11 protein-coding genes are annotated in these 12980 nt (G+C 38.5%); 8 read left to right on the plus strand and 3 right to left on the minus strand.

Annotation, left to right across the window (positions count from 1 at the left end):
• Nucleotides 1–8 precede the first annotated feature (8 nt).
• Nucleotides 9–902 carry a nucleotidyltransferase family protein gene (locus ACOXY8_RS01135; protein ID WP_458329716.1) on the minus strand — a complete coding sequence of 298 codons (894 nt, stop codon included), beginning with the start codon at nt 900–902 and terminating at the stop codon, nt 9–11.
• A gap of 153 nt (nt 903–1055) precedes the next feature.
• Between ACOXY8_RS01135 and ACOXY8_RS01140 the strand changes: the two genes are divergently transcribed.
• Nucleotides 1056–2849 carry a sodium:solute symporter family protein gene (locus tag ACOXY8_RS01140; RefSeq protein WP_458329717.1) on the plus strand — a complete coding sequence of 598 codons (1794 nt, stop codon included), beginning with the start codon at nt 1056–1058 and terminating at the stop codon, nt 2847–2849.
• Here the strand turns inward: ACOXY8_RS01140 and ACOXY8_RS01145 are convergent.
• Nucleotides 2839–4101, minus strand: coding sequence for a tetratricopeptide repeat protein (locus tag ACOXY8_RS01145; RefSeq protein WP_458329718.1), 1263 nt, complete (start codon nt 4099–4101; stop codon nt 2839–2841). The genes ACOXY8_RS01140 and ACOXY8_RS01145 overlap by 11 nt on opposite strands.
• A gap of 50 nt (nt 4102–4151) precedes the next feature.
• Between ACOXY8_RS01145 and ACOXY8_RS01150 the strand changes: the two genes are divergently transcribed.
• Both ACOXY8_RS01150 and ACOXY8_RS01155 read left to right on the plus strand, forming a co-directional pair.
• Nucleotides 4152–4751 carry a YkgJ family cysteine cluster protein gene (locus tag ACOXY8_RS01150; protein WP_458329719.1) on the plus strand — a complete coding sequence of 200 codons (600 nt, stop codon included), beginning with the start codon at nt 4152–4154 and terminating at the stop codon, nt 4749–4751.
• 83 nt (nt 4752–4834) lie between these two features.
• Nucleotides 4835–6199, plus strand: a complete 1365-nt coding sequence (locus tag ACOXY8_RS01155; RefSeq protein WP_458329720.1) for an exonuclease domain-containing protein — start codon at nt 4835–4837, stop codon at nt 6197–6199.
• A gap of 44 nt (nt 6200–6243) precedes the next feature.
• Here ACOXY8_RS01155 and ACOXY8_RS01160 read toward each other — a convergent pair whose 3' ends face one another.
• A complete protein-coding gene (locus ACOXY8_RS01160; protein WP_458329721.1) occupies nt 6244–7899 on the minus strand; it encodes a L,D-transpeptidase family protein in 1656 nt (551 codons plus the stop codon).
• Nucleotides 7900–8326: 427 nt separating this feature from the next.
• Here ACOXY8_RS01160 and ACOXY8_RS01165 point away from each other — a divergent pair, with 427 nt between their 5' ends.
• The 5 genes from ACOXY8_RS01165 to ACOXY8_RS01185 all read left to right on the plus strand — a co-directional run bounded on the left by ACOXY8_RS01165 (nt 8327) and on the right by ACOXY8_RS01185 (nt 12967).
• Nucleotides 8327–9946, plus strand: a complete 1620-nt coding sequence (locus ACOXY8_RS01165) for a DEAD/DEAH box helicase (RefSeq protein WP_458329722.1) — start codon at nt 8327–8329, stop codon at nt 9944–9946.
• Nucleotides 9947–10027: 81 nt separating this feature from the next.
• A complete protein-coding gene (locus ACOXY8_RS01170) occupies nt 10028–10687 on the plus strand; it encodes a sigma-70 family RNA polymerase sigma factor (protein WP_458329723.1) in 660 nt (219 codons plus the stop codon).
• A 111-nt stretch (nt 10688–10798) separates the two neighbouring features.
• Nucleotides 10799–11569, plus strand: a complete 771-nt coding sequence (locus tag ACOXY8_RS01175) for an acyl-CoA desaturase (RefSeq protein ID WP_458329724.1) — start codon at nt 10799–10801, stop codon at nt 11567–11569.
• 309 nt (nt 11570–11878) lie between these two features.
• Entirely contained in the window at nt 11879–12070 is a 192-nt protein-coding gene (locus ACOXY8_RS01180) for a cold-shock protein (protein WP_458329725.1), read from the plus strand.
• A gap of 132 nt (nt 12071–12202) precedes the next feature.
• Nucleotides 12203–12967, plus strand: a complete 765-nt coding sequence (locus ACOXY8_RS01185) for an MBL fold metallo-hydrolase (protein ID WP_458329726.1) — start codon at nt 12203–12205, stop codon at nt 12965–12967.
• Nucleotides 12968–12980 lie beyond the last annotated feature (13 nt).

The raw sequence follows: 12980 nt of genomic DNA on the forward strand, positions 1-12980 counted from the left end.
TATTAATCTCAATCAAAATTGGAAAAGCGGAATGGGTATTCACCTAGCTCCGCTTTTTCTTTTAGCTTCAATTGTACCATTTGCTTGTCTTCCGGATAGGTAAACCCAAACCAATCTTTTCCTTCAGCCAAAACTTTTACGGCGATTTCATTCCTTTCAATTAGTTGATTAATCACAGTCGGAAATTGGAATTCACTCGATTGATCATCCTTGGAATCGGATAGGAATTCTTCAAATGCCACTTCCAATTTCGGAAAAATAGATGAGTTTAAAGCCCATAAATTCATGGAAACTAAAGCATTTTTATCCTCCCGCTTTTTTCCAAATTCCGGGTGTAATATAAATGGCCCATTATCATCGTTTTGAATATTTGTGTGTTCTTGAATTGCCTGCAAGTTTCTATTTTCATCAATTTTACAAATGCCTCTATTTACACTTCCATTTTCAGACAATGTATCATGTAATACATAAGGAACCATTGCGTAAAAATTTGAATCATTGTTCTTTATAAAAAACTCAGTTGCGGACAAAAAAGCTTCCTTTCCATAATAATCATCAGCATTGATTACTATAAAATTTCCTTGGACAACATCCTTGGCTGATAATATTGCATGAGCTGTACCGTAGGGTTTTGCTCTATTTTTTCCTTGAGTCTGGATCACATATTCAATATTCAGTTGCTTAAACTTTGATGAAGAATAATAACTTCTCATTTGATCTTTAATCTCCTCTCGGATTACCAGAATCACCTTTTGAACACCAGCTTTTAGCGCATCATAGATATTAAATTCCAACAGCGTCTCATTGTTTGGACCAACCGGTTCCAATTGTTTCAATCTACCAAAGCGAGAGGACATGCCGGCGGCTAATATGACAAGGGAAATTTGGGAGCTTCTATTCATTTGGGAAAACTATAAATTTTTAGCTGTAGAAAGAAATTACCTATATTTCGATTCATTGAGTTTCCTCTACCAAAAAACATTGACTCAATTGATGGAATCTGTATTCCAAACTAGCCTTTGATTAATTTTGTCTAGCAAACCTTAAATTTTAAAATGAGCCTAAATATTCTTGACTGGTCGATCATTGCCGTTATTCTATTGATTTATTTGGCAATTGGCTTTTATACCTCTCGCACTGCTGGCAAAAATCTAAATGAGTTTTTCTTATCTGGCAGAAATATGCCTTGGTGGCTTTTGGGAATTTCCATGGTTGCTACCACATTTAGCTCAGATACTCCCAATTTAGTCACGGATATCGTTCGTAACGATGGTGTATCAGGCAATTGGGCTTGGTGGGCATTTTTGTTGACTGGGATGCTTACTGTTTTTGTATATGCAAGACTTTGGCGTAGATCGGGAATTAGTACCGATTTAGAGTTTTATGAACTTCGCTACTCAGGTAAAGCAGCCTCTTTTTTACGTGGCTTTCGAGCGCTTTATTTAGGATTCTTCTTTAATATTTTCATCATCGCTACGGTGACTTTGGCAATGATCAAAATTGCTGGTGCATTGCTTAATACCGATCCGATTACCACGGTGGTGATAGCCTCTGTTATTACGGTAGCTTACAGTATGCTTGGTGGACTTAGAAGTGTGATTCTGACAGACTTCGTGCAATTTACCATTGCCATGGTGGGTGCTATTTGGGCGGCTTTTTATGTCGTGAATTTGCCTGAAGTAGGAGGGATTGACGCTGTGCTAAGTAATGTAAATGTGGTTGATAAATTATCCATGTTGCCCGATTTCAACAATCCTGACGTTTATATTCCTTTGATGATCATACCACTAGCTGTACAATGGTGGAGCGTTTGGTATCCCGGAGCTGAGCCGGGTGGTGGTGGCTATATTGCTCAGCGAATGCTCTCTGCTAAAAATGAAGACCATGCAGTAAAAGCAACTTTGCTTTTCAATGTGGCGCATTATGCATTAAGACCTTGGCCTTGGATTATTGTTGCTCTATGTTCATTAGTTGTATTCCCGGATATTGCTTCACTGAAATCGGCCTTTCCTGATCTACCGGATTCAGTAATTAAAGATGACTTGGCATATCCGGCGATGTTAGGGTTTTTGCCGGCTGGTTTGTTAGGATTGGTAGCTGCATCGTTGATTTCGGCATTTATGTCTACTGTTTCCACTCACCTCAATTGGGGCTCATCTTATCTGGTAATTGACTTCTACAAAAGAATGCTTGATCCGAAAGCATCAGAAAAGAAACTGGTAATGCTTGGTAAATTATTCACCATTCTGTTGATGGTTTGTGCTGGAGTTTTGGCCTTATTTCTAGAAAGCGCAAAACAAGCCTTCAATTTATTGCTTCAAATTGGTGCGGGCACAGGCTTAATATTTATCCTTAGATGGTTCTGGTGGCGCATCAACGCCTTTAGCGAAATATGGGCAATGATCGTGTCTTTTGTACTGGCATTTTATTTCCAATTGGTGCACACCAAATTGGGTTTTGAGCCTATTCCAGACCACATGCAATTGATCTATGGAGTAGCGATTACAACTGTTGCTTGGCTTATTGCGACCTTTGCGACCAAGGCTGTAAACCCTAAAGTTCTTATAGAGTTTTGTGAGAAAATTAATCCAGGTGGCCCGGGTTGGAGGCATATTCAGAAAATGAGAATGACGAAACCGAAGCCCAAAAAAGCATGGAGTGTGCCTTATGAAATTGCCGCAATGCTCACAGGTTGTGTGATGGTTTATGCGTTTTTATTTACCACAGGATCAATTATTTATGGCAATTATACTCAAGCTGGAGTTTTAGGCCTAATTGGCTTGCTTACGCTGTATATCTTAATTAGGCTTTGGAATAAAATAAGGAAATTAAGACAGGTTAGTTCTTAACTCCGCACAGTTTGATGGTCATTTCCTGAGCTTCACGCAAGCCCATATTTGCAGCGATTCTGAAGTCGCTACAGGCTTCGGCTAATTTACCGTTTTTCTGAAATGCAACGGCTCTATTGAAATGGTAAATGGGATTGGTAGAATCATAAAACAAAGCTAATTGGAATGCCTCAATTGCAGCCGTATAGTTTTCTAATTCGATGTGATTATTACCCATTGCAGCCCATGCCGGAGCATGATCCGGTTGTAAGTTTATGGCCTCCAATAAATTCTCATTCGCTTCTGAATAGCGTTCCATTTTGGTAAGAACCAATGAGCGATTGAAGTAGTAAATTCCTTTATTTTCATCCAATTCAATAGCCCTATTTGCATTATCTAGCGCTTCCAAATAGTCACCTTGCTTGTAATGCAAAATGCCCTTATTCATAAATACTTCAGCTATATCAGGAGATGTGGCTAATATTTCTTCATACAGTTTGAGAAGATCATCTTCGGTAACATCCTCAGTGCTCAATTGAAGCAAATTAAACTTTGCTTGCTCGTTGCTTGGGTTAATAATTAGCGCATTTTTCAAATCATCAGTAGCTGCTTTGATGTCACCTTTTGCCAATTGTACATCTGATCGACCAACCAAATAATGAGAATTTTCGGGCGATGACGAGACTAATTCCTGATAGTAAAGCAAAGACTCCTCATATCTATTCAATTTCAAAAGTGTTTTAGCCTTCCATTCTTTAAATTCATTGACCCAGCTTACTGATGTATTGATGTCCTGCAATTGAGTGGCGCTATTCTCAGATGGAGTCCAGCCTTTAAACTGCACCATTCTAGTTTCCCTTACTGGAATTTGCTCTCCTTTTATAAAATCATCAAGTGCCGCTTCGAATTGCTTTTTATCATACCTGATTTTACCTCTGTTCATATAGATTTCAGGCAATTCGAATTCATAGTGAACCAACAGATTGTAATAAATAAGAGCTTGATCAAAATCATTCAATGCTTCTGTGGTAAGCGCCAAACCAAACAATACCTCACCATTATCAGGGTATTCCTGTAACATTGCATTGTAGGCTTGGTACGCTGCTTCTAATTCTTGATTGTTGTATAGCAGTCTAGCAGATTCTATTTGATCTTCGGGTGGACTTGGGAAAGTATTAGTAAGGCCTTGTGCTATAGATACTGAGTGTGAGAAAGCAACGATACAAAAAATTTGTAAGCAGCGCGTGAATAATGAATTATTAAGGTGGTACATTTGCGGCATATTCACTAAACAATAATGCAGGGTAAAATAGTTGCCCATTTATGCAATTACACCATAAAGTGAGGGCTGTAGAAAAGGTTTTTTCTAGTCTTCAAAAAGAGATAGAGTCGTTTCAAGGTGAGTCCGGACTATCATGTGTTGCCAATTGTGGCTTTTGCTGTACCAAAGCCGATATCGAAGCTTCAGCGCTTGAATTTCTTCCTTTAGCCTATGCGCTCTATAAAAAAGGCGAAGCCATGAATTGGTATGAAAGAATGAAAGCTGATATCGATAATCCCACTTGCTCCATTTTTAGAAGTTTGAAAAATGCCGAAGACAAAGGTTTTTGTTCAAGCTATGCTTATAGAGGTCTAATTTGTAGATTGTTTGCATTCTCGGCTATTCGAGACAAATATGGAGAGAAGAGCTTTATTGTATGCAAACCACTGAAAACAGAAAAGGCAGAATTGATCGCTGATATCAAGCAAGGAATAGCGGGAGGAATGAAAATCCCTATGATGAGCGATTACTATTACCAATTATATGCGATCGACGAAGCTATGGGCAGAGAAAGAATGCCTATCAATAGAGCCATTGTGAGAGCATTAGAAGAAGTGATGTTCTATTACGCATACAGAAAGCCACCAAAAATGGCTTCTTAGGTTCGTTTTGCTAAAGTAAATAATTAGTGAAAACTAATAATTTTAGTAAATGATTTGAATACTAATTTTATTATCTTTCCGGCATGTTTGCCATTGTAGATATTGAAACAACAGGAGGGAGGCCACAAGATGGCGGGATTACAGAAATTGCGATCATTCTGCATGATGGCAAGCAGATAATTGAAACCTACGAAACACTCATAAACCCTCGACAAAATATTCCATCATTTATTACCGGCCTTACAGGTATTGATAATGAAATGGTGAAACAAGCTCCCTTATTCGAGGAAATTGCTGATGAGCTCAATCGTTTGCTTAATAATCGAATATTTGTTGCTCACAATGTGAATTTTGATCATTCATTCTTGAAGCAAAATTTTGAGGAGTTGGGCTATCCATTTAGCCCAAAGAAACTATGCACCGTAAAGTGGGCTAGAAAAGTAATTCCAGGTCTTAAATCCTACAGCTTAGGCAGGCTTTGTAGCGATTTGGATATTAGCATTGAAAATAGACACCGAGCTATGGGCGATGCTATGGCAACTGCCAAATTGGTGGAAATGCTCTACGACCAAGACCAAACCGGCCATTGGCAACAAATGAGTAAAGCCAACAATGGTATGTACCTCCCGCCATTAATCGACCAAGAGAAGATTCAATCCTTGCCTGAGGCTACGGGCATTTACTTTTTTCATGATGAAAAAGGGAAAATTATCTATGTCGGAAAAGCCAAATCTATCCGCTCCAGAGTGCGAAGTCATTTCACTGGAAAGGATGGACAAAAGAAGCAAGATTTACGAAGAAAAATTGCCAATATCAGTTATGAAATTACAGGTAGTGAATTCATCGCATCGCTACATGAAGCTGCTCAAATCAAGAAATTTTTTCCAGAATTCAATAAAGCTCAAAAATTCCCGGATCCTAAATTCGGGATTTACAAATGGGTAGATCAGCAAGGATTTGAAAGACTGAGTTTATCCAAAGTTGTTAAAAATATGAAACCCGTGGCCAGCTTCACTTCATTCACCGAAATGCGATCGATGATTGGAAAAGCGAGCTTGGAATTACAGCTTTGCCCAAGACTTTGTGGCATGGAAGTAAAAGAAGGATTATGCGCTATGCATCAAGGAAATTGCCCAAAGATTTGTGTTCAAAGTGAGAATACAATCGAGCATAATCAACGCTTAAATGAATTTATAGCTTCTAAATTCTATACAAATGAAAATGAAGTATTTATAGACAAAGGAAAAACCGATAATGAATTGAGCTTTGTCTTATTTCTCAATGGTGTTTACATCGGTTTTGGATATATCCAATCTGATCATTTTCAGTTGGAATTAGCTCTACTCCAGCAACATTTGATTCCCCAAAAAGAAGACACAGAGATAAAAAGAATTCTTAAATTTTATCGCCAAATATGGCCAGAGAAAAAGCGATTTGTATTGAAATAATTGCGAACTCCTCACATTAAAATATCTGCTTCGAAATCATTGAATTAAGGTTTACTCACAATCGCTTCGTATAGTTTTTTGTCTCGATTGTAAAGATCATTTCGAAAATGCGTTTGTCCTTGCTGGTCGGTCCAGGCTGTGAGATAACCAATAAAAACAGGTATTGGCTCAGGCAAGCGTACGATTTGCTCACGACCAAGATTCATTGCTGCTCTTATTTTCGTTTGATCCCAATTCAAGTCTTTCAATAGAATTTCCGCTAATTCAGCTGGATTTTGAATGCGAATACAGCCCGAACTCAATGCTCGATTGTCACGACTAAAAAGCTCGCGACTAGGCGTATCGTGTATATACACATTGTATGAATTTGGAAACATAAACTTCACCAAGCCAAGCGCATTTGCAGGTCCCGGAGCTTGACGAATCATATAAGGAAAATTCCTCCCGCTCACATTCGACCAATCTATAGAATTTGCAGAAACAGGTTTTCCGCTATAATCCAGCACTTGCATATTTTTTGAGCTCAAATAATTGATATCCTTTTTCACAGCAGGGATTACATCATTTGCCAATATAGTAGGAGGGATGGTCCAAGTTGGACTAAATACCAAATGATCCATCTTCGCTTCAAATACAGGCGTGCTGCGGTATTCTCGGCCTACAATTGCACGTGTCGAAAACACGGTATCCTTATCCTGAATCATAAATACAGATTGATCAGCGATATTACAGACAATGAATTTTTGGCCAAAATCCCATGGCAGCCAACGCATTCTTTCAAGATTGATTTCCAATGACTTCACTAGGTCTTCATTAGGTAAATTGAGCAATGCCAAAGTACCCCCGCCAATTATAGCATCTTGATTTAAGCCATGTTGCTTTTGTAGCTTCTTAATTCCTTCCTGCATTTGTTCGTCATACAAGAATTGCTCTCTGTAATTATAGGGCTTTAGCAAGCCCATGATTACCAACCTTTGTCGAATTGATGGGACAACATCTGAAATACTATCCGGCCTAATGGTTTCCTTCGCTCGAATTTCTTCCATTTTAGGCAATCTTTCTCTCAATCTAAACTCCCGCAAAGAAGCCATCATCGCTGGATACAAGGTATTTTGAGGATAAAATTTCTTGAGCATTTGATTTGGAGTCAAGCCTTGGGAAAGCATTATTTCCAATTGCTCATCCATATTCAAATCCGGTCTACGTCTTTGAATTTTCCATTCAGCATTTATCTTTTCGGGATTCACTTTTCCTTGGTACAAATGCGATGACATCATAAAAAACGCATCGGTGAATAGAATATCCAATTCAGCAATACTTAGCGGACTTTCAGTACCCTCCCGCATATCGGATGCAAGTCGAGCAAAAGCTCTTCTGATGGTTTTGAAATGATAATCTTCAGCTTGCAGGCCGTGCCATTGCATGCCTTCAATTTCTGCTATAAACATACTCGCTCGATCAATATCATTCGGACCGGCAATCCAAGCAGGTTCAAAATTTCTATTGGTATAGAAGGAAGGGACGAGCACGGAAGAAAATAATCTTTCCCCCATAATCTTGATATGCTGCCCTTGCTCTACATTTTCCAATCGATTTTTTATCACATTAGATGAAATAGATTGAGAAAGAGAAGAAAAATGGCCTCCGAATAGGAATAGCAGAAAAATAGTTATTGAGAATGGAAATTTGGATTTGTTCACAGAAGTAAAAATAGACTTGGGAATTTAGATTTCTAAATCAGCATTTGCAAAAAATGCTACTGATTGATGGCTAAACGTGTTCAAAATAAAAACAGACAAGATATCAGTAATTATAATACACACTCAAGTGAAATAAAAGCGGGAGGTAGGGCATTTTGGAAAGTAAATCTGAATTTTCAGAACGTTCATCTAATATCTGCTTAAACTCCTAAAGCTCAATTAGATTTCGTTATTTTGATTAGAGCTGATACTATATTTTGTCAATTAGCATAAATCCAACATAATATACCTTTAGGGAAAATCTAGCAAAGTTCTAACGCTCTTAAAATGAAGGCTTAACGCTTCTGAGCTACTATATTTAATTGCATTACTTGCTTATTTATTTAATTATTAATCGTACCTTTGCGGTTCACTTAAAAAATGTTATTTGAAAAATTTTCATGAATTGGGCTTGAACGAGCCTATCCTTAAAGTACTTCCTGAATTAAATATTCACGAACCTACTGAGATTCAACGACAAGCAATTCCTATTCTGATCCAAAACAACACAGATTTTATCGGTTTGGCACAGACAGGAACCGGTAAAACAGCTGCATTTGGACTTCCCCTTGTACAAAACATCGACCCATCTTTCAAAGCCGTTCAGGCTTTAGTAGTAACCCCTACAAGAGAGCTAGGTCAACAAGTGGCCCAGCAATTAGCTGCATTCGCTCGCTACCAACCAGGAGTAAAGGTTGAAGTAGTTTATGGTGGAAAACCCATCTTTCAACAAATTAAAAATTTGCAGCGCAAGCCGCAAATCATTGTAGCCACACCAGGTCGTCTTATCGATCTAATTCAACGTAAGGCTATATCTCTCAAGTCTATCAGAAATGTAGTACTTGATGAAGCTGATGAAATGTTGAACATGGGATTCAAGGATGCGATCAATGAGATCCTTACTTACACCCCGAAAGAAAAGAACATTTGGTTATTCTCTGCCACAATGCCTGCCGAAATACGTCAGATTGTTGGTGATTACATGAGCAATCCTCAAGAGGTTGCCGTTAACAGTTCCGTTAAGGTAAATGTTGACATCGATCACCAATTTATGCGTGTGAAATCAAGCATGAAAAAAGAGGCTTTCCAGACGCTAGTTGATTCAGATCCGGAAATGCGCGCAGTCGTTTTTTGTCGTACAAAAAATGACACTCGCGATTTAGCTCATCAATTGAGCAGAATGAATTACCCTGTTGATGCTTTGCATGGCGATTTGAGCCAAGGTCAAAGAGACAAGGTAATGCGTAAATTTAAGTCAGGTCAATTGCAATATCTTATCGCTACTGATGTAGCTGCAAGAGGTATTGATGTAGACAACCTGTCGCACGTTATTCACTTCCAGCTTCCTGATGATATCGATTTTTACACTCATCGTGCAGGTAGAACTGCTCGTGCAGGTAAAAAAGGTGTTTCATTGGTATTGGCGTCTCGTTCTGATTTCCACAAGATTGATTCATTACAACGCAAGTTGAAAATCAATTTTAGCGAATCAGCACTAGAAATTGGTGATGCTTATGAAGAAGCAGCTAAGCCAAGAGAAGGCAGATCATCTAGAAGAAGCGACGATGGTTTCAGAACCAGAGGTCAATTCAGAGAAAGATCTGAAAACAGAGGTGGAGATCGCAACAGAGGCGACCGTAATAGAGGTGGTTCTGACAACAGAAGATCTGATAATAGAAATTCTGATAGCAGAAATGCTGGCTACGGCGATCGTAACAACAATCAATCAAGTGCTCCAAGGCAGCAAGGCGAAGCGAAAGAGACCGTAAGTTTCTTCGACCGTGCCGAAGGTGGCTACAGCAAGCCTAGACGCGATGGCGGTTCTGGCAGAAGTAGTGGAGGCTCGAGCTATGGCAATTCCAATAGAGGCGAACGCAGAGAAAGCTCTTCTTCGAACTATGGTGGCGGCGGCAGATCCAACAGAAATGGTGGTGGCGGCGGCAGACGCGGTGGTAATGAAGGCGGAGGAGGAAACTTCCGAAAAAGGAAATCTGCTTCAAATTATTAATAATCTAAAGTGGTCCTAAAAAGACCACTTTTTTTTTAACCTTTTCCATCAACGGACAGATTATTATACATTAAGTAAAATTTGGATCGAATTTTACAGTTTATTTGTATTGATATCAACCACGTGAAGCAAGAAGAAATCATAGCCCAATATCAACCGCTTTTGCAAAGTATTGCAAGCAAAATTCTCGGCTCTACCGAAGATGCTAAAGATGTGGTGCAAGATACTTTCTTGAAATGGCTAAGTGTAGATCGTAGCAATATTGACAACACCAAAGCCTATCTCATCCGATCTGTCAAAAACAATGCGCTCAGCCATTTAGAAAACCTCAAAAACAAGAAAGAGGAATTCAATCCTAACTTCGATATTATCGATAAGCTGGACAATTGGTACAAAGAGACTGAGTTTCCCAAAATTGATATCGAAAATGAATTGGCTGCGGCTTTATTCATTTTGCAAATGAAATTGGAGCCTTTGGAAAGGGCCGTGTTTCTAATGAAGGAAGTTTTCAATTTCGACTATGAAACGATTCAAGAGACTTTAGAAAAGCGAAAAGACCATTTGCGCCAATTAGTTTCCCGAGCCAAAAAGAAATTGGCAATGGATAAAGAAAACTTTTCTTTTCCGGTGATCAAAAAACCTGAATTTATTAACAGTGTGGTAAAAGCCTGTGATTTAGGTAGTTTCAATGATATGATAGCCCAGCTGAAACTTGAAATTGCATCTCCATTCAAAAAGTAAAAATTATTTTTTCATTCCTGTCACAAACAGACACTCAAGCAGTCTATGTAAGTGAATGGGAGAGTTACGTTCTGTCCCAAATAATTTAATCTCAACTTAAAAAATAGAAAATTGGAAGTAATATTAGCTTTCTTTATTGCACATTGGTATTTGTCTCTCTTTTTCCAGACATTTTTTCTTCACAGATATGCCTCGCACAAAGCCTTCACCATGAGCCCAGCTATGGAAAAGGTATTCTTTGTACTTACTTGGATATTCCAGGGAAGTAATTACTTAAGTCCATACGGATATGGCGTGATGCACAGAATGCACCATGCTTATGCAGATACACCTAACGATCCACACTCTCCAAAATACGATGAAACGATTTGGAAGATGATGTGGAAAACTAAAACCATATATTCTGATATTACAAACAAAGTTGTACAAGTAGATAAGAGATTTACTGAAGGTGTACCAGAGTGGACATGGTTCGACAAAATGGCTCGTTCATGGCAATCCAGAGTTCTCTGGGGCGCTCTTTATGTAGGAGTCTATTTTGTATTTGCTGATGTTTGGTGGTTGTGGTTGTTATTACCCATCCAGTTTGCTTTGAGCCCAATACATGGCGCGATCATCAACTGGTTTGCGCATAAGTATGGATACAGAAATTTTGAAGTAGGAGATACGAGTAGAAACTTCCTTCCTGTAGATGTTTTGATGATGGGAGAGAGCTACCATAACAATCACCATAAGCATGGAAACAGAGCTAATTTTGGTGGTTTCAGATGGCATGAGATTGATCCGACTTATATAGTGATCAAGCTATTGGATAAAGTCGGTGTGATAGAATTGCCGAAAGCGAAAAATATTGAAATGCAGAATATTAAAAAGGCTGCATAAAAAACAGCGGGAGGGAAGATGGCTACACAGCTACATTCACCTCCCGCTTTTTTATTTTCTACGATATGGCTAAGGGATTAAAAAATATATTATTACGCAATATTAGGATGCTAACTTTTACAGAGTTACATTTGTGAGCGTTTAAGAATAAGTGTTTGCCAATACCTCCTCAGAGTACATTGTTTCCCACCTACCTTAATTTAATAAACCTCGTTTCCGGTAGGAATTTAATACCAAGAGTAATTTATCGCAAGACCAAGGTTTAACAGACCTTTCAACAAGAATTTTTTTTAATAATTAATAAATACAATGCAAGGAACAGTAAAATTCTTTAATGAAACCAAAGGTTTCGGTTTCATTAAACCATCAGATTCAAGCGAAGATATCTTCGTACATTCTTCAGGTCTTATTGACGAAATTCGTGAAAACGATAACGTTAAATTCGACGTGGAAAGAGGCCGTAAAGGCATGAATGCAGTTAACGTAGAAGTAATTGACTAATATTATATATAGTATCAATTTTGCTTAAATTATTAAAAACCACCTTCTTAGGTGGTTTTTTTTTGCCCAAATTTTTTTAGAAATTAGGGAAATCATCAAAACAAAGAATCTATTTAGCGGTTTAACAATACTATGAAAAACACACTACTTACCCTATTACTAATATTGACAGTGAGCCTAGCGGCTAGCAGTCAGAATAGAGATACGCCCGACCAATACGCTACCGATAATGGCAACCTGATTGTTCACCCCATTACGCATGGCACTTTCGCTATGGAGTGGAATGGCATGACCATTTACGTGGATCCTTATGGCGGTAAAGCAGGATTTACCGGCTTGAATGCCGCTGATTTGGTTTTGATTACGGATATCCACGGCGATCACTTAGACAAGAATACATTGGCTGAGCTTGAATTGAGCAAGGCTACTCTGATAGTACCTCAAGCTGTAATGGATATGCTATCGGATAACCTAAAAGCTCAAGCAAGGGTAATTGGAAATGGAGAAAAAACAGATTTGATGAATATCAGTATTACAGCTATACCCATGTACAACTTGCCGGCAGATGAGGAAACCAGGCATCCAAAGGGTAGGGGCAATGGCTATGTTTTATCAATGGGTGGAAAGAGAATTTATATTTCTGGTGACACTGAAGACATTCCTGAAATGCGTGCCTTACCCAATATTGATATCGCTTTCGTATGTATGAATTTGCCTTATACAATGAGTATAGATCAAGCCTCAAGTGCTGTAAATGAATTCAAACCAAAGGTAATCTATCCATACCATTACCGTGGCACAGGAGGATTGGCCGATGTAGCCAGCTTTAAAGAAATGGTCAAAGAAGATGAGCTAGGTATCCAAGTAAAATTGAAAAACTGGTATCCGCAGAATTAGTCTTTTTTAAGCA

Source organism: Peijinzhouia sedimentorum, from assembly GCF_049340005.1.
GTDB lineage: Bacteria > Bacteroidota > Bacteroidia > Cytophagales > Cyclobacteriaceae > CAXBDP01.

What these genes read in the sequence shown, in the direction of transcription:
- ACOXY8_RS01135 (WP_458329716.1), bottom strand. Translation starts at nt 902, where the DNA reads ATGAATAGAAGCTCCCAAATTTCCCTTGTCATATTAGCCGCCGGCATG.
- ACOXY8_RS01140 (WP_458329717.1), top strand. Translation starts at nt 1,056, where the DNA reads ATGAGCCTAAATATTCTTGACTGGTCGATCATTGCCGTTATTCTATTG.
- ACOXY8_RS01145 (WP_458329718.1), bottom strand. Translation starts at nt 4,101, where the DNA reads ATGTACCACCTTAATAATTCATTATTCACGCGCTGCTTACAAATTTTT.
- ACOXY8_RS01150 (WP_458329719.1), top strand. Translation starts at nt 4,152, where the DNA reads ATGCAATTACACCATAAAGTGAGGGCTGTAGAAAAGGTTTTTTCTAGT.
- ACOXY8_RS01155 (WP_458329720.1), top strand. Translation starts at nt 4,835, where the DNA reads ATGTTTGCCATTGTAGATATTGAAACAACAGGAGGGAGGCCACAAGAT.
- ACOXY8_RS01180 (WP_458329725.1), top strand. Translation starts at nt 11,879, where the DNA reads ATGCAAGGAACAGTAAAATTCTTTAATGAAACCAAAGGTTTCGGTTTC.
- ACOXY8_RS01185 (WP_458329726.1), top strand. Translation starts at nt 12,203, where the DNA reads ATGAAAAACACACTACTTACCCTATTACTAATATTGACAGTGAGCCTA.